The sequence below is a fragment of the Nonomuraea indica genome (assembly GCF_002850745.1).
In the GTDB taxonomy this organism is placed as follows: domain Bacteria; phylum Actinomycetota; class Actinomycetes; order Streptosporangiales; family Streptosporangiaceae; genus Nonomuraea; species Nonomuraea indica.
This window is the reverse complement of the sequence record NZ_KZ559481.1, coordinates 1-16,809: the sequence shown is the minus strand read 5'-3', so window position 1 is coordinate 16,809 and position 16,809 is coordinate 1. Positions and strand designations below refer to the sequence as shown.

The 16,809-nt window shown below is 72.7% G+C and carries 13 protein-coding genes; 8 read left to right on the top strand and 5 right to left on the bottom strand.

All coding sequences use genetic code 11. The features are described from left to right. The first annotated feature begins 628 nt into the window (after window positions 1-628). Window positions 629-2,014: an MFS transporter gene (locus CXR44_RS31030; protein ID WP_101789707.1), complete on the top strand. Its 1,386-nt coding sequence runs from the start codon at window positions 629-631 to the stop codon at window positions 2,012-2,014. Here the strand turns inward: CXR44_RS31030 and CXR44_RS31025 are convergent. Both CXR44_RS31025 and CXR44_RS31020 read right to left on the bottom strand, forming a co-directional pair. Beyond that, window positions 1,926-2,354 carry a type II toxin-antitoxin system PemK/MazF family toxin gene (locus CXR44_RS31025; protein ID WP_101789706.1) on the bottom strand — a complete coding sequence of 143 codons (429 nt, stop codon included), beginning with the start codon at window positions 2,352-2,354 and terminating at the stop codon, window positions 1,926-1,928. The genes CXR44_RS31030 and CXR44_RS31025 overlap by 89 nt on opposite strands. A gap of 32 nt (window positions 2,355-2,386) precedes the next feature. Further along, window positions 2,387-3,217 (bottom strand): helix-turn-helix domain-containing protein, encoded by an 831-nt coding sequence (locus CXR44_RS31020; protein WP_101789705.1) that lies wholly within the window; start codon window positions 3,215-3,217, stop codon window positions 2,387-2,389. An 87-nt stretch (window positions 3,218-3,304) separates the two neighbouring features. Here CXR44_RS31020 and CXR44_RS31015 point away from each other — a divergent pair, with 87 nt between their 5' ends. The 3 genes from CXR44_RS31015 (at window position 3,305) to CXR44_RS31005 (ending at window position 5,462) form a co-directional block, all read left to right on the top strand. Continuing rightward, window positions 3,305-3,652 carry a VOC family protein gene (locus CXR44_RS31015; protein WP_101789811.1) on the top strand — a complete coding sequence of 116 codons (348 nt, stop codon included), beginning with the start codon at window positions 3,305-3,307 and terminating at the stop codon, window positions 3,650-3,652. A gap of 233 nt (window positions 3,653-3,885) precedes the next feature. Continuing rightward, complete coding sequence (locus tag CXR44_RS31010) at window positions 3,886-4,857, top strand: GlxA family transcriptional regulator (RefSeq protein ID WP_101789704.1); 972 nt, start codon at window positions 3,886-3,888, stop codon at window positions 4,855-4,857. Then, window positions 4,854-5,462: a DJ-1/PfpI family protein gene (locus tag CXR44_RS31005; protein ID WP_101789703.1), complete on the top strand. Its 609-nt coding sequence runs from the start codon at window positions 4,854-4,856 to the stop codon at window positions 5,460-5,462. Before CXR44_RS31010 ends, CXR44_RS31005 begins: the two co-directional genes overlap by 4 nt. Window positions 5,463-5,566: 104 nt before the next feature. Here the strand turns inward: CXR44_RS31005 and gndA are convergent, their stop codons facing one another. Next, on the bottom strand, window positions 5,567-6,991 hold the full coding sequence (gene gndA, locus CXR44_RS31000; RefSeq protein ID WP_101789702.1) for an NADP-dependent phosphogluconate dehydrogenase: 1,425 nt from the start codon (window positions 6,989-6,991) through the stop codon (window positions 5,567-5,569). 66 nt (window positions 6,992-7,057) lie between these two features. After that, window positions 7,058-7,750, bottom strand: a complete 693-nt coding sequence (locus tag CXR44_RS30995; protein ID WP_101789701.1) for an HAD family hydrolase — start codon at window positions 7,748-7,750, stop codon at window positions 7,058-7,060. Between the two features lie 148 nt (window positions 7,751-7,898). Between CXR44_RS30995 and CXR44_RS30990 the strand changes: the two genes are divergently transcribed. The 3 genes from CXR44_RS30990 (at window position 7,899) to CXR44_RS30980 (ending at window position 12,110) form a co-directional block, all read left to right on the top strand. Further along, a complete protein-coding gene (locus CXR44_RS30990; protein ID WP_101789700.1) occupies window positions 7,899-8,795 on the top strand; it encodes an arginase family protein in 897 nt (298 codons plus the stop codon). 89 nt (window positions 8,796-8,884) lie between these two features. Next, window positions 8,885-9,529, top strand: a complete 645-nt coding sequence (locus CXR44_RS30985) for an NAD(P)H-binding protein (RefSeq protein WP_101789699.1) — start codon at window positions 8,885-8,887, stop codon at window positions 9,527-9,529. Window positions 9,530-9,617: 88 nt separating this feature from the next. Next, entirely contained in the window at window positions 9,618-12,110 is a 2,493-nt protein-coding gene (locus tag CXR44_RS30980) for an ATP-dependent Clp protease ATP-binding subunit (RefSeq protein WP_101789698.1), read from the top strand. 673 nt (window positions 12,111-12,783) lie between these two features. On the opposite strand, the gene CXR44_RS39765 is transcribed toward CXR44_RS30980, so the two are convergent. Continuing rightward, window positions 12,784-13,029: a hypothetical protein gene (locus tag CXR44_RS39765; protein WP_180903785.1), complete on the bottom strand. Its 246-nt coding sequence runs from the start codon at window positions 13,027-13,029 to the stop codon at window positions 12,784-12,786. Between the two features lie 154 nt (window positions 13,030-13,183). Between CXR44_RS39765 and CXR44_RS30975 the strand changes: the two genes are divergently transcribed. Beyond that, window positions 13,184-16,809: LamG-like jellyroll fold domain-containing protein (locus CXR44_RS30975; protein ID WP_245899600.1), on the top strand; the 3,626-nt coding region annotated here is incomplete at its 3' end.

Below are 16,809 nucleotides of genomic sequence, written 5' to 3'. Positions count from 1 at the left end.
CCCCCCGCCTGCGGCGCCCCCCGCCTGCGGCGACCCCCGCCTGCGGCCACCCCCCCACCGGCCACCCCCACCACCGGCCACCCCCCGGGCATCCGCATGGGCACCCCCACCACCGGGGACCCCAATCATCGGGAACCTGTGCCGGACCGCCGGGTACCCGTGCGGGGCAGGGGACCGTTGGGCGCGAAACGCGTGGACGTCCGGCGCGCCGGGTCGGTAGAGTGCGGGACCATGTCGAGCCCGGAGGCGTCAAGACGCCGGCCACCGGTCGTCCGGTGGCCTCTCATGTCGTCGCGCTGATCAAGCCGCGCCCTGGTGGGCGCCGGCTCCGCGACCGTGCCACCGGAACGTCCGCGCGGGTTGTGCCCGGCCTCGACCGTGCGTCCCGCACCCATGACCGCGTCCGTCCCGCGTCAGCGTGGCCCGGACGAGCGGGCACCCGGGTGCGTCCGTGACGGCGGTGGGCCGCGCGGCGGCCGCGCCTCCGGCCGGCAGGTGCTCTCCTGGCCGGCGTCCCCGGCCCATCGCCCGGGACGTCCGCTGCCCGTGCCCCTGCAGCCGGTGCCACGGTCCGCCGCTCCTCGTCGATCCATGACGTCGATCCACGACGTGGTTGCGGAGTCCTGCTGTGCCTTTCGCCCTCTACCTGCTCGCCCTGGCCGTCTTCGCCCAGGGCACGTCCGAGTTCATGCTGTCCGGCCTGGTGCCGGACATCGCCCACGACCTGCGCGTGTCCGTCCCCGCCGCCGGTGCGCTCACCTCCGCCTACGCGGCCGGCATGGTCGTCGGCGCGCCCCTCATGGCCGTCATGGCGCTGCGCTGGTCGCGCCGCCGGGCGCTGCTGACCTTCCTGTCCGCGTTCCTGCTCGTGCACGTCGTCGGCGCGGTCACCACCAGCTTCGGGGTGCTGCTGGCCACGCGCGCCGCCGGCGCGCTGGCGGGCGCCGGGTTCCTGGCGGTCGCGGTGGCGACGGCGGCCGGAATGGTCGCGCCGGACGCCAAGGGCCGCGCCACGTCCGTCCTGCTGGGCGGCGTCACCGTCGCGTGCGTCGCCGGGGTGCCGGCCGGCGCGCTGCTCGGGCAGGTGTGGGGGTGGCGGTCGGCGTTCTGGGCGGTCGCGCTGATCTGCGTGCCCGCCCTCGTCGCCATCGTCCGCTCGATCCCGCCTGACCGCTCTCTGCCGCCGAGCCGCTCGGTCCCGCCGGGCCACATCGGCCCCACCGGCGGCGCGGACGGTGCCTCCGGCCCTGATGCCTCTGGTCCTGGTGCCTCCGGTCCTGGTGTCTCTGGTCCCGGCGCTGCAGGTTCCGGCGCCTCCGGTTCCGGCGCCTCCGGTGGCGGGGCCTCCGGTCGCGGGGCCTTCGGTGGCGGCGTGCGAGGGGAGGCGCGGGCGCTGCGCGACCGCCGGCTGCTGGCCGTCCTGCTGCTCGGCGCGCTGGTCAACGGCGCGACGTTCTGCGCGTTCACCTACCTCGCGCCGCTCGTCACCGCCGTGACCGGGCTCGGAGCGCACGCGGTGCCGGTGGTGCTGGCGCTGTTCGGGGCCGGGTCCTTCGCCGGCGTCACGGTGGCCGGGCGGCTGTCCGACCGGTGGCCCGGCCGGGTCCTCGCGATCGGCGGCGTGGCGCTGCTGCTGGGCTGGGTCACGCTGGCGTTCGCGGCGGGGAACCCGGTCGTGACCTGCGTCCTGGCGTTCGTCCAGGGCGCCCTGTCGTTCGGGGTCGGCTCGACGCTGATCGCGCAGGCGCTCTACGCCGCGGCGGGCGCGCCCACGCTCGCCGGCGCGTTCGCCACGGCGGCGCTCAACGTCGGCGCCACCGTGGGGCCGTGGGCCGGCGGGGCCGCCATCGGCGCGGGCCTCGGGTTCCGCGGGCCACTGTGGGTCAGCGTGGCGCTCGTGGCCGTCGCACTGGTCCTCGCCCTGATCAGCCGGCCGTCCAGCCGTGCAGCCGCGTCAGGTGCGCTGCCACCGCGGCGAACCGGCGAGGATCCAGCACGGCGCCCTCACGTCTGATGTCGGTCTCGTCCAGCACGAACACCCGGTCCAGCCGCAGGTGGGACACCTTGCCGTCGCGGCCCCACGCGCCGATCTCCAGCCAGCCGGGACCGTCACCCCCGCGGCTGGACAGCATCATGCCGAGCAGCCGCCGCCCACTGCGGCCCACGATCAGCAGCGGCCGGTCCTTGCCGCGCGCCGGGTCCTCCTCGTACGGCACCCACGCCCAGACGATCTCGCCCGGGTCGGCCAGGCCGTCGAGGTCGGGGGAGTAGGCCAGCGTCGCCGCCTGGGCCGTCGACCGGATCTCACGCACGGCGCCTCGGGCCGGCCGGGGGTCCTCACCTGGATCACGCACTCGCCGATCCTACGGGACCCGCCCGGCCGCCCTCAGTCGTGCGGCCGGGCCAGCAGGCGGCGCATGGCCGTCGGGGTGTGACCGGCATGGCGGCGGACGGTCCGGGTCAGGTGGGCCTGGTCGGCGAAACCCAGTTCGGCAGCCAGCCGCGCCAGGCCGGGCTCGCCGCGCTCCAGCCGGTCGAGCGCCCGCCCGACGCGGACCCGGTTGCGGTAGTGGGTGAGCGAGACGCCCAGCTCGCGGGTGAACGCCCTGCTGAGCTGGTAGGGGGAGACTCCGAGCAGCTCCGCCAGCGGCACGAGGCCACCCGCCGCCTCGTGGTCGCAGGCGATGGCCTCCCGGGCCGCGTCGACGATCGCGGCCGGTGACGTCGCACGCCGCGCGACGTCACCGGCGGCTTCGCGCGGCACCCGTCCGGCCACCTGGCGCAGGGCGCCGGACAGCAGCGGCAGCAGCGCCTCGGCGAGCCCGAACGCGGCGTCGCCGGACCGCGCCGCCGCCAGGAGCCGACGGTGGGCCAGCTCCAGGCGCGCGTCCACGTAGAAGCCCGGCCGGGACGGGCGCGTGCCCTCCCCGGCGAGCCTGCGCCACAGCCCGGCCGACAGGCGCACCGACGTGCACACGTCGCCCCCCGCCGGGTGCGCGAACCGCTCCTCCTCACCCGGGGCCGACAGGTAGCCGTACGCGGGATCGACCAGCGACGAGCGCCCGTCGGCCAGGCGCCGGAAACGGCCCCGGCGCACCAGCACCAGCCGGTGGGCCGAGCCCGCCTCGACCGGCGACCACCCGCGATGGTCGTCGACACAGGTCACCGAATCGAGAACGAACCCCGGCCCGGCGCAGACACGTACAGCGGAACGCACCTGCCGCACGTTACGCGCCGGCTACGACAGAACCGCGGCGCAAGGATGTTCAAGACCCGTGGCCGCACCGGCGGGCACGCTGTCCGCATGACGACGACCATCACCGCGATCACGATCGACAGCGCCGACCCGGCCGCGCTCGCCGCCTTCTACGCCAAGGCCACCGGCGGCAAGGTCACGCAGAACGACCCCGACTACGCCTCCGTCCAGGGTGGCGCCGTCTCGCTCGGCTTCCAGCGGGTGGACGGCTACCGCCGCCCGGCCTGGCCGGCCGGCGGCGCCCACGTCCACCTGGAGCTGCAGGCGGACGATCTCGACGCCGCGCGGGCGGAGCTGACGGCCCTCGGCGCCTCCGTGCCGGACTTCCAGCCGGGCGAGGGCTCGTGGGTCGTGTTCACCGACCCGGAGGGCCACCCGTTCTGCGTGTCCGCCTGACCGGAGCGCCCGCCCGGCGCTCGCCCCGGCGCGCCGCCACGTCCGACTCCGTCCGGCGTTCGGCTCCGTCCGGCGTTCGGCTCCGTCCGGCGTTCGGCTCCGTCCGGCGTTCGGCCCCGTCCGGCCTCGCGCCGGGCGGGGCCGATCACGTCCAGCCGTCCTGGCCGCCCGTGGCGCGATGTGTGGGATACGTGTCGTTGACGCCACGAGCCGACTTTCCGCAGGCTGGAGACGTGCAACAACGCCGTGTCGTCTTCGTCGTCTATGACGGGTTCCAGTCGCTCGACCTGGTGGGCCCGTACGAGGTGTTCCAGTACGCGGGCCGGGTGAAGGGCGGCTACGCGTGCGACCTCGTCGCGCCCCGGCCCGGGTCGGTGCGCTCGTCCAGCGGCCTGCCGGTCCACGCCGGGTTCGGCGTCGCGGACCTCGCCCCGGACAGCGTCGACACGCTCGTGCTCGCCGGTGGCCGCGGCGTCGACCAGGCCCGGCACGACCCCGACCTGGTGCGGTGGGTGGCGGCCGCCGGAGCGGGAGCGCGACGGGTCGCCTCGGTCTGCAGCGGGGCGTTCCTGCTCGCCGCGGCCGGGCTCGCCGAGGGCCGGAGGATCACCACGCACTGGGCGCGGGCCACCGAACTCGCCGAGACGCACCCCACCGTACGGGTCGACCGGAACCCCATCTTCATCCGCGACGGGAACGTGTGGTCGTCGGCCGGCGTGACCGCCGGGATGGACCTGGCACTCGCCCTCGTGGAGGACGACCTCGGGCAGGAGGTCGCGCTGTCGGTGGCCCGTTACATGGTGCTCTTCCTGCGCAGGCCGGGCGACCAGTCGCAGTTCAGCGTGGCGCTGTGGTCGGGGCAGCCGTCGACCGACCCGATCCGCGCCGCCGTCCGGGCCATCCACGGCGATCCCGGGGCGTCGCACGGCATCCTCGACCTCGCCCGGCACGCCGGGCTGAGCCCCCGTCACCTGCAGCGCCGCTTCACCGCCGAGGTGGGCACCCCACCCTCCGCCTACGTCGAGCGGGTGCGGGTCGAGGCGGCCCAGCGGGCGCTGGCCGAGAGCGACGACCCGGTCGAGACCATCGCGCGCCGCTACGGCTTCGGCACCGCCGAGACCCTGCGCCGCACGTTCCACCGGCGGTTCGGCATCGCGCCGTCCGACTACCGGGACCGTTTCCGATCCACCAAGGAGTATCTGTGACCACGTACGGACTGATGATCTTCGACATCGCCGAGGAGCTGGACGTCGCCGGTCCCTGGGAGGTGTTCACCTGCTCGGCGATGCTGCGCGACGACGCCGACCGGGCGGTCCTCATCGCCGAGCGCCCCGATCCGGTGCGGTGCAGCAAGGGCCTGCGCGTCCTGCCGGACCACACGTTCGACGACCACCCGCCGCTGGACGTGCTGCTGATCCCCGGCGGTCGCGGCGCCCGCGAGGTGCAGATCCACAACAAGGTGGCGACGGACTGGATCGCCAGGACCGCCGAACGGGCGACCTGGGTGAGCAGCGTGTGCACCGGCGCGATCCTCACCCACGCGGCGGGCCCGGGACGCGGCCGCCGCATGGCCACGCACTGGAACTACGAGGACACCCTGGAGGCGCGCGGCGACGTCACGGTGGTCCGTGACGCCCGCTACGTGGTGGACGGCAAGCTGGTCAGCAGCCAGGGCGTCTCGGCGGGGATCGACAGCGCGCTGTGGCTGGTCGGCCGCCTGCACGGCCGCGAGCACGCCCGCGCGGTCCGCCGCTACCTGCAGTACGACCCCGCTCCGCCGTTCCTCGCCGACGAGCCCCTGGCGTTCTGACCGGGCGGAAGACGGCCCCCGTCCGGGCGCGGGGACGGGAGGCGGATCGGCCTGCCCGCGACGACGGGCAGGCCGGGGAGGATCCGAGGGGCGGGCCGGGAGCGTCAGACGGGCCGCTCGGCGCGGTCGCCGGACCAGTCGGTGTGGAAGGCGCCCTCCCGGTCGACCCGGTGGTAGGTGTGCGCGCCGAAGTAGTCGCGCAGCCCCTGCACCAGCGCGGCCGGGAGCCGGTCGCGCCGCAGCCCGTCGTAGTAGGCCAGCGCCGAGGAGAAGCCGGGCGTCGGCACGCCGATCCGCACCGCCGTCGTCACCACCCGCCGCCAGGCGTCCTGCGCCACGTCGAGCGCCGCGGCGAACGTCGGGTCGGCCAGCAGCGTCGGAAGGGCGGGGTCGGCGTCGTACGCGGCGCGGATCCGGTCCAGGAACTTGGCCCGGATGATGCACCCGCCCCGCCAAATCGTCGCCATGGCGCCCAGGTCGAGGTCCCAGCCGTACTCCTTGGAGGCGGCGGCCATCTGGTCGAAGCCCTGCGCGTAGGCGACGATCTTCGAGGCGTACAGCGCCTGCCGCACGTCCTCGATCAGCTCGCGTCCGCCCACGCCCGACAGCTTCGGTCCCCGCAGGCCCGCCGCGGCGGCGCGCTGCTCGGGGTGACCCGACAGGGCACGGGCGAAGACCGCCTCGGCGATGCCCGTCACCGGCACGCCCAGGTCGAGCGCGCTCTGCACGGTCCAGCGGCCGGTGCCCTTCTGCTCGGCCTGGTCGACCACCACGTCCACGAACGGCCGGCCGGTCGCCGCGTCCACCTGGTCGAGCACCTCGGCGGTGATCTCGATCAGGTAGGAGTCGAGCTCGCCCTTGTTCCACTCGCGAAACACCTCCGCGAGCTCCGCGGGTGCCGCGCCCAGCGCCTGCCGCAGCAGGTCGTACGCCTCGGCGATGAGCTGCATGTCGGAGTACTCGATGCCGTTGTGCACCATCTTCACGAAGTGCCCGGCGCCGTCGGGGCCCACGTGCACCGCGCACGGCACGCCGTCGACCTTTGCGGAGATGTCCTGCAGGATCGGGCCGAGCGCCTCCCACGACTCCGCCGAGCCGCCCGGCATGATGCTCGGGCCGTTCAGCGCGCCCTCCTCGCCGCCGGAGATGCCGGCGCCGACGAAGTGCAGGCCCTTCTCGCGCAGCGCGGCCTCACGGCGCCGGGTGTCGGCGAAGTGCGCGTTGCCGCCGTCGACGATCATGTCGCCCGGCTCCATCAGCTCGGCGAGCTGGTCGATGACGGCGTCGGTGCCCGCACCCGCCTTCACCATGATGATCGCGCGTCGTGGCCGCTTCAGCGACGCGACGAAGTCCGCCAGCTCCTCCGACGGCAGGAACGTGCCCTCGCCGCCGAACTCCTTCACCAGCTGCTGCGTACGGCCCGCCGAGCGGTTGTGGACCGCGACCGCGTAGCCGTGCCTCGCCAGGTTGCGGGCCAGATTGCGTCCCATGGTCGCCAGTCCGGTGACGCCGATGTCCGCCAAGTCCATCTCAGATCCTCCTCAGGAGATACGCACCGTGCAGCCTCGCCGGTTCGGCAGGATATTCCCCGCGCCTCAGTCGCTCTGGCGTACCCCCAGCTCGTCGAGCCGGTCCAGCATGTCCGCCGGGTCGGCGTACACCCGGAACGCGCCCGAACGTTCGAGCTCGTCCCTGCCGTACCCGCCCGACAGCAGCCCGATGCCCAGCGCGCCCGCTCGACGGGCGGCGAGCAGGTCCCACACGCTGTCGCCCACCACCATCGCGTGCCGCGGGTCCACGTCCAGCAGCGCTGCGCCGGCGAGGAACAGGTCGGGGTCCGGCTTGGCGCGGCGCACCAGGTCACGGGTCACCATCGGCGTGTCCTCCGGCAGCCCCAGCAGGCCCAGCGACAGCCGCGCCGTACGAGCGTAGCCGCTGGTCGCGATCGCCCACGGGACGCCGCGCGAGGTCAGCTCGGCCAGCAGCTCGGGGGAACCGGGCAGCGGCCGGACCGACTCGCTGTGCTCCAGGTAGGCGTCGGCGTGGGCGACCTGCAGCTCGTCGATCTGCTGCTGGGTGAGCTTCAGCCCGGTCTCGCGCAGCAGCGCGTTGACGAACAGGCCGCCGCTCATGCCGATGCGCCGGTGGATGCGCCACACCGACAGGTCGATGCCCATCCCGGACAGGGCCTGGCGCCAGGCGATCACGTGCTGGTAGACGCTGTCGATCAGCGTGCCGTCGAGGTCGAACAGGAAGGCCGGCGCGGGCGCCTGCGGGAATGCGGTCATCGGATCTCCTTGGACGTGCCGGGGTGCTGCCCCGCGCCACGATACGGGCCCCTCCCATGACGGTCGCCGACCGGTCGCGGCCGGTCGCGGGCCCCGTGGCGGGCCTGGCGGGGGCGTCGCGGCCGCGGCGGCAGGGTAGGGGCGGGGGATGACGGTGATCGAGGTCGTGGGAGCCGGGTTCAACTCCGCGGGGCGCGGCGACGGCGTCGCCCGGGCGCCGGGAGCCCTGCGCCGCGCGGGCCTGGTCGCCGCGGTCGCCGCCCGGCACGACGTCCGCGACTCCGGTGACGTCGCCTTCGGCGAGGCGGTGCCGGAGCGGGGCGCGTCGGGGCTGCTGGCCGAGCGGGCTCTGGCGGCCATGGTCGGCGGCGTCCGCCGGAAGGTGGCGGCCGCCCTGGCCGGCGGCGCCTTCCCGCTGCTCGTCGGCGGCGACTGCCCGGTGCTGCTCGGCGCGCTGGCCGCCTGCCGGGACGTCCACGGCGCCGCCGGGCTGCTGTTCGTGGACGGCCACGAGGACGCCTGGCCGCCCGCCGCCTCGACCACGGGCGAGGCCGCCGACTGCGAGCTCGGCCTGGCCCTCGGCGTCACCGCCGCCGCCTCCCTGCCCTCGGGGGTCGTGCCCGGCCCGGCGCCCCTGCTGCGCGCCGAGGCGACCGCGCTGCTCGGCCCGCGCGACGGCGCCGACCTGCTGGAGCACCAGGTCGCCTCGCTGCGCGGCTCCCTGTGGTTCGCCACCGACCGGGAGCTGGCCGGGCGCGTCGCCGAGTCGGTGGCCGACGCCGCGGCCACCGTCGAGAGGTCCGCGCCCCGGTGGTGGCTGCACGTCGACCTCGACGTCCTCGCCACCGGCGAGCTGGCCGCCGTGGACTACCCGCAGCCCGGCGGGCTGACCTGGGCGGAGCTCACCGAGCTCACCGCGCTCGCGCTGCGCCGGCCCGGCTGTACGGGCTGGTCGCTGACCATCTACAACCCGGACCTCGACCCCGACGGGCGCCAGGCGGCGCGCATCGTCCGGTACGTGGAGGAGGCGCTGCCGTCCCGCTGAACTCGCCAGGGGCCGAGCCCGCGCAGCCGAACCCGGGCGGGCCGAGGCCGGTCGGCGGGGAAGCCGGCGCCTCGTGACACCATGGCCGCATGAGGACCATCATCGCGGGCGGCCACGGCAAGATCGCGCTGCGCCTCGAACGTCTCCTCGGCGGCGACGCGACCGGCCTGGTCCGCGACCCCGGCCAGGTGGCGGACGTCGAGGCGACCGGCGCCCGAGCGGTGCTGTGCGACCTCGAACGGGCGAGCGTCGAGGAGGTCGCCGACATCCTGCGCGGCGCGGACGCGGCCGTCTTCGCGGCGGGTGCCGGGCCGGGCAGCGGCGTGGCCCGCAAGGACACCGTCGACCGCGCCGCCTCCGTGCTGCTGGCCGACGCGGCCGAGCGGGCCGGGGTACGGCGGTTCGTGCAGATCTCCTCCATGGGGGCGGGCCGCCCGCCGGAGCCCGGCAGCGACGAGGTGTGGGCCGCCTACCTCACGGCCAAGACGGAGGCCGAGCACGACCTGACCCGGCGGCCGCTCGACTGGACGATCCTGCGTCCCGGCGGCCTGACCGACGACCCCGGCACCGGGCAGGTGCTGCTCGACGTGGAGGTGCCGCGCGGGCGGGTGCCGCGCGACGACGTGGCCGCCGTCATCGCCGCGCTCCTGCGGGAGCGGGCCGGCCTGGGGCTGGTGCTGGAACTGGTGTCCGGCGACACGCCGGTCGACGACGCGATCGCCGCCCTCCCCTGACCGATTTTGCGGTTAGACGGCCGGGCGTTGGCTATGGCTTGCGCTCTCCCCGGCAAAGGTCCCTGGTGCGTCGAGAGGGGATCCCGATATGTCGGATATGTCGTTCTTTGCGAGTGATCCGTTCAGGCGGTTCGACGAGCTCACCGGCCGGATGTTCGGCGACACCTGGCCACCCGTACGCCCCAGCGTGCAGCGCGTGGACATCGGCCGGTTGCTCAGCGAGCCCGCCCGCGCGGTCCTCGCGAACGCCCTGGAGATCGCCGGCCGCCGGGGCGCGACCGACCTCGACGCCATCGACCTGCTCGACGCGCTGACCGAGTACGACCCGACCCGCGCCACGCTGGAGGCCGCCGGCGTGGACGTGGGCACGCTGCGCGACCGCCTCGACGCCGCCGGCCGGAGCGCCCAGCCGGCCGGTCGGCCCGGCGGGTCCCCCACCGCGCTGTCACCGGCGGCCAAGCGGGCCCTGCTGGACTCCCAGCGCATCTCCCGCGCCGCGGGCTCCTCCTACATCGGCCCCGAGCACCTGCTGCTCGCGCTCGCGGCCAATCCCGGCTCCGGCGCCGCCCGGCTGCTGCAGGAACAGGGGGCCACCGCCGAAGCCCTGCAGCGCGCCATGACCACCGGAGCGGGCGGGCGGCAGGAACGGGCGCGGAGCGGCACGCCGTCGCTCGACCAGTTCGGCCGTGACCTGACCGAGGAGGCCAGGCAGGGCCGGCTCGACCCCGTCGTCGGCCGGGAGGACGAGATCGAGCAGGCGCTGGAGGTGCTGTCACGCCGTACCAAGAACAACCCCGCGCTCATCGGCGAGCCCGGCGTCGGCAAGACCGCCATCGTCGAGGGCATCGCCCAGCGCATCGTCAACGGCACCGTCCCCGACACCCTCAAGGACCGCCGGGTCGTCGCGCTCGACCTGACCGGGATGGTGGCCGGGACGAAGTACCGGGGCGAGTTCGAGGAGCGCGTGAAGAAGGTCGTCGACGAGGTGCGCGAGCACGCCGACGAGACGATCGTGTTCATCGACGAGATGCACACCCTCGTCGGCGCCGGCTCCGCCGAGGGCGGCATGGACGCCGCGAACATCCTCAAACCCGCCCTCGCCCGCGGCGAGCTGCACGTCATCGCCGCCACCACGATCGACGAGTACCGCAAGAACGTCGAGAAGGACGCCGCCCTCGAACGCCGCTTCCAGCCGATCCTCGTCGCCGAGCCGACCGTCGAGGAGACGATCGAGATCCTGCGCGGCCTGCGCGACGCCTACGAGGCCCACCACCAGGTCCGCATCACCGACGAGGCGCTGCACGCCGCCGCGACCCTGTCCGACCGCTACGTCGCCGACCGGTTCCTGCCCGACAAGGCCATCGACCTGATGGACCAGGCGGCCGCCCGGGTGCGGCTGCGCTCGCGCACCCCCGGCACCGACGTACGGGAACTGGAGGAACGCCTGGAGGCGCTGCGCCGTGACAAGGACCAGGCCGTCTCCGCCGACGACTTCGACCGGGCCAAGGAGGTCACGGCGCAGATCGACAAGCTCCGGCCCGAGCTGCAGCGCGCCCGGCAGATCCGCGACGAGGTGCCACAGGTGACGGTCGAGGACGTCGCCGAGATCGTCTCCCGCCGCACCGGCATCCCGGTGCGCCAGCTCACCGCGCAGGAACGCGAACGCCTCATGCAGCTGGAGGAACACCTCCACATGCGGGTCGTCGGCCAGGAGGAGGCCGTCGCCGCCATCGCCGAGGCGGTCCGCCGGTCCCGGGCCGGCCTGTCGGACCCGCACCGGCCCATCGGCAGCTTCCTGTTCCTCGGCCCCACCGGCGTCGGCAAGACCGAACTGGCCCGCGCCCTGGCGGCGGCCCTGTTCGGCGGCGAGGACCACATGACCCGGGTGGACATGAGCGAGTTCCAGGAGCGCCACACGGTGTCCCGCCTGATCGGCGCCCCTCCCGGCTACGTCGGGTACGAGGAGGCCGGGCAGCTCACCGAAGCCGTCCGGCGGCGCCCGCACGGCGTGCTGCTGCTCGACGAGATCGAGAAGGCCCACCCGGACGTGATGAACATCCTGCTCCAGATGCTCGACGACGGCCGCCTGACCGACGGCCAGGGCCGCACGGTCGACTTCACCAACACCATCGTCATCATGACCAGCAACATCGGCGCCCAGCTGATCCTCGACTCCGACGACCCGGCGGTCCTGGAGGAGCGCCTGATGGACCTGCTGCGCCACTCGCTGCCGCCCGAACTGCTCAACCGCATCGACGAGACGATCGTCTTCAAACGCCTCGAACGCGACCAGCTCCGCCAGATCGTCGAACTCCTCCTGGACCGCACCCGCCAGCGCCTCCGGGGGCAGGGCATGGACCTGGAGGTCTCCCCGGCGGCCGTGGACTGGCTGGCGGACCGCAGCTACCAGCCGGAGTTCGGCGCCCGGCCGCTGCGGCGAACGATCCAGCGCGAACTGGACAACCGCCTGTCCACGATGGTGCTGACCGGCGAGGTGAGCGAGGGCGGCCGGGTCAGTGTCGACGTGGAGAACGACGAACTCGTCCTCCGCGCCCACAACCCCGAACCGGTGGACGCCTGAATCAAGTCAGCCGCCCATTCGATCACCTTATGTGGTCCTTATGTGACGCGATTGGATCTTGTCCGGCCATTTCCGCGAAGTTACGCTCTACCCGTTTGCCAACATGCTCCGCACTGCGCGAGTCAGGAACCTTGTTTCTGGTTTCAGTAGATGGAGCTTCGTCCGGCGCCTTCGGGCGTCCAGCGTGGTTCGGAGTGTGACGGCGTATGCGCCGGTTTTCGGCATGGGCTCGTTCAGCACGTCTGCGGTCTCGCCTTGTCGTGCTGACCCTGGTCGCTTTACTTCCCGGGTTGTTGGCACTGGAGCCACGGGCATTGGCGTTAGCGGCGGTGGCGGAGGTGTCGTCGGCGGCCCAAGGGGCGGTGGACACTCCGAAGCAGATGTGGGGGACCGCTGCGCGTTTGCCGTCGCTGGTTTCCACTGATACGACGCGGTCTACGAAGGGGGCGGAGACGTCGAAGGGCGAGGTGAAGCCGCCCAAGAACGCCCTGCCGCAGGAGGAACGTTCCAGTGTGGTCAGGGAGCGTCGGAAGGCTCCGGCGGTCGCGCCGAGTCCCGGCCCGAGCCCGAGTCCGTCCGCGACGCTTGCGACTGCAGCGGCCGAGCCGCCGTGTGGGTCGTATCCGCCGTGGCAGTGGGGCACCTACGTGGCAGCCGGCGCAAGCGTCTCGTATCAGAGGCAGGTGTGGCGAACCCCATACGAGTATCCGGCGCATCTCAACAAGGCTCCTCCCTCGGTGATCTCCGGGTGGGTGTTGGTGGGTGACTGTCCCAAACCGCCGCCGCCAACGTTGACGTCGATGTCTCCCGAGAACGGCACCCAGTTGATGACCGTCCAGCCGACACTGCGGGCGGCGGCCACCACCTGGCCGGGCGGCTTGGTGAGCTTCAGCTTCGAAATCTGCCGTACGCCTTCCATGTCCGGCTGCGTAAAACATGATGCAGGCAGCTTCGGTGGCCTCTCCCGTGAATGGACCGTGCCGGAGGGCACGCTGGCTTGGGGACGCCAGTACTGGTGGCAGGTGCATCTTCATGACGCCTCCACCGTCGGTGGTCAGTGGGCGTCTTCCCCGGTGTACAACTTCGTGCTCGGGGTACGGCAGCCGACGATCACCTCGCAGCTGTCGATCCGCGGCGTTAACGGCCAGGAGTTCAACCAGCAGTCGGGTAACTACACCACGACGTTCACCGACGCGCAGGTGGCGACCGTGGGGCCGCCGTTGTCGGTGGTGCGGTCGTTCAACAGCATGGACCCGCGCCGAGACGGCGCGTTCGGCGCCGGTTGGGCGACCCGGTGGGACATGCGGATCGTGCCGGAGAACGTGCGCGGGCAGGAAGCGGTGCTGGTCACCTACCCCGACGGTCGGCAGGTGCGCTTCGCCAAGAAGAGCGACGGGAGCTTCCAGCCGCCGCCGGGCATGCACGCCACCTTCGCCAAGACCGCCGACAACGGCTGGCGGCTGATGGACAAGGCATCCACCTCCTACCTGTTCGACGCCAACGGACGTCTGCTCAAGGTGTCCGACAACCGGGGTCGCAGCCAGGAGCTGACCTATGGGGCAGACGGCAAGCTGGCCAAGGTCAGCGCGCCGGGCGGGCGGTCGCTCACCTTCGCCTGGACGGGCTCCCACGTCACCACGGTCTCGACCGACGCCGTCGATGGCAAGGCGTTGAGCTGGACGTACACCTACAACGGCGACGTGCTGGAGAAGGTGTGCAACCCCGTTGAGGGCTGCACCAGCTACGAGCACGCTCCGGGCTCGCTGTATCGCAGCATGGTGCTGGACTCCGATCCGATGGGCTACTGGCGCCTCGGTGAGAGCACCGGCTCCACGGCCAAGGGCCTCGGCTGGGCCGGGGAGGACGCCCATTACAACAGTGGTGTCGCCCTCGCCAAGCCCGGCGCGCTGGCGGGCACCACGGACACTGCCGTGGACATCACCGCCTCCACCATCGCCAACATCAACCTGCCCGCCGACATTCTCACCCGGGTAGGCACGTGGGCCACGGTGGAGACGTGGGTCAAGACCACCGGCACCGGAACGATCATGGAGACGGACGGCTGGTCCGTTGGAGACGCCTACCCGGTGTTGCAGGTGACGGCCACCGGGAAGCTGTCGGCGTCTTTCCATCAGACCTCCACGCCGATCGTCAGTGGCGCGACCGTCAAGGACGGTCAGTGGCATCACGTGGTCCTGACCGCCGGCGGCGACGTGCAGACCCTGTACGTGGACGGACAGGTCGCCGGCACGCTGACCGCACCGCTCGACCTGGACGGGCTGCAGGACCTCGACATCGGCGGCGGCGGGCTGTCGGCCTCGATCGACGAGGTCGCCGTCTATGACCGGCCGCTGTCGGCGGCCGAGGTGGCACGCCACTACGCCGCCCGGGCCACGGCTCCCCACCAGCTGACGAAGATCACACTGCCCTCCGGGCGGGTCTGGGCCACCAACACCTACGACTCCTCCACCGAGCGCATCAAGACCCACACCGACGAGGACGGCGGCACCTGGCAACTCGGCGCCCCGATCTTCAACCATGCTGTCGGCACCGCCACCATCGAGGTCACCGACCCCAACAGCAAGAAGACCACAGCCGTTCATGACATTTGGCGCGGCTACCGGCTGATGTCCCAGACCGACCAGCTCGGCAAGAAGACCACCTACGACTACGACACCGGCGGCTACCTGTCGGAGGTCGTCGACCCCAACAACAACGTCGTCACCCAGTGGAACGATGACCGGGGCAACACGCTGTCCGTCAGAACCTGCCGTACGTCCAGTAGCTGCCAGGTCACCTATGCCTCGTACTACCTGGACAAGGATGACGAGTTCGACCCGCGCAACGACCGGATGCTCGTCCGCCGGGATGCACGTTCGTCGAGCAGCACGGACAACACCTACGCGACCCGCTGGGAGTACAACCAGTACGGCGAGCAGACCAAGGAGACGACTCCCGCCACCTCCGACTTCCCGACCGGCCGCTCCACCGGCGTGAGCTACACCGACGGCACCGAGGCCGCGATCGGCGACGGCACCACCCCGGCGGGGTTACCGGCGTCGAAGACCGATGCGCGGGGCAACGCCTGGACCTACCGCTACACCGCGTCCGGTGACCTGGCCGAGCAGACCGACCCCGAGGGCCTGGTCACCAAGCTGGACTACGACGCGCTCGGCCGTCTGATCACCTCGACCCAGGTGTCGGACGCCCACCCCGACGGCGTCAAGACGACGTTCACCTACGACGGTCTGAGCCGCCCGGTGACGCAGACCGAGCCGGGCGTGAAGAACGAGATCACCAACGTCACGCACACCAAGCGGACCACGTTCGCCTACGACGGCGACGGCAACAAGCTCAGCGAGAAGATCTCCGACCTGACCGGCGGCGACGCCGAACGCGCCACCGTCTACACCTACGACCCCCTCGGCCGGGTGGAGACCGTCACCGACCCTGAGGGCGGCGTGGTCCGCCAGGCGTGGAACACCCTAGGCCAACTGGTCCGGGTGACCGACCCTCGCGGCACGGTGATCGAGAACGGCTACACCGAGCGCGGCCAGTTGCACACCCGCACCCTGAAGGGGTGGACCGGCAGCCCGGTCAACCCGCAGCCGGCCAGGGACGTGCTCCTGGAGTCCAACTCCTACGACGCGGCCGGCCGGCTGGCGGCGCAGGTGGACGCGATGGGCCGCAAGACGACGTACGAGTACTTCAACGACAACCTGCCGGCCAGGAAGATCGCCGACGACGTCAAGCTGAACGGCTCGTCCACACCCGGTGACGTCGTGCTGGAAGACAACACCTACGACGCGGCGGGCAACCGGACCAAGCTGGGGACCGCTGGCGGCACCGTAACGGAAGGCGGCACGGTCACGACGGAGTTCGTCTACGACGCCGCCGCCCGCCTGACCTCGCAGACGTTCGACCCGGGCACGCTCAACCGCAAGACGGCGTTCGTCTACGACGCCAACGGCAACGTGCTGAAGAAGACGCTGACCGGTGGGGGCACCACCCGTTCCGAGGTGACCGAGTACGCCTACAACAAGGTCAACCAGGTCACCCGGACCACTGTGGAGAACGGCGACCAAGACGTCGTCACCACCTCCACCTACGACGACCGAGGCCTGCCCGTCGCCACCACTGATCCGCGTGGCAACGCCGCCGGAGCCGACAAGGATGCCTTCACCTCGACCATGCGTTACGACGCGCTCGGCCGCCTGGTCGAGGCAACCGGTCCCGAGGTCAAGGTGGACAAGGCCGGCAGCTCCGCCACCGCCCGTCCGTCGGCCCGGTTCGGGTACGACACGGTCGGCGCCCGTACCCACGAGACCGATCCGGAAGGCCGCACGATCACGTCGGTCTTCGACAAGGCCGGCCGGCTGACCGGCAAGAGCGCCCCCGCGTACACGCCGCCCGGCGGCACCGCGCTCACCCCCAAGGTCTCGCATGCCTACGATCTGGCTGGTCTGCTGACCGCTACCACCGACCCGCGCGGGTATACGAGCACGTTCGAGTACGACCAGCTGGGCCGGCAGGTGCGCGTCACCGATCCCGCCCCGGAAGGCCAGACTCCGGGGCGCTGGGTGGCCGAGTACGACCTGGCCGGCGAGCAGCTCGCGGCGGTCGACCCAACCGGGGCCCGTGTCGAGGCGACCTACGACGACCTCGGCCGTAAGATCACCGAGACGCAGGTGGAGCGCAA

Bases quoted from the DNA above. Each gene is read 5' to 3' on its own strand.
- CXR44_RS31015 (WP_101789811.1), top strand. From the start codon at position 3,305: ATGACGACGACCATCACCGCGATCACGATCGACAGCGCCGACCCGGCC.
- gndA (WP_101789702.1), bottom strand. From the start codon at position 6,991: ATGGACTTGGCGGACATCGGCGTCACCGGACTGGCGACCATGGGACGC.
- CXR44_RS30995 (WP_101789701.1), bottom strand. From the start codon at position 7,750: ATGACCGCATTCCCGCAGGCGCCCGCGCCGGCCTTCCTGTTCGACCTC.
- CXR44_RS30990 (WP_101789700.1), top strand. From the start codon at position 7,899: ATGACGGTGATCGAGGTCGTGGGAGCCGGGTTCAACTCCGCGGGGCGC.
- CXR44_RS30985 (WP_101789699.1), top strand. From the start codon at position 8,885: ATGAGGACCATCATCGCGGGCGGCCACGGCAAGATCGCGCTGCGCCTC.
- CXR44_RS30980 (WP_101789698.1), top strand. From the start codon at position 9,618: ATGTCGGATATGTCGTTCTTTGCGAGTGATCCGTTCAGGCGGTTCGAC.
- CXR44_RS39765 (WP_180903785.1), bottom strand. From the start codon at position 13,029: ATGGAAGGCGTACGGCAGATTTCGAAGCTGAAGCTCACCAAGCCGCCC.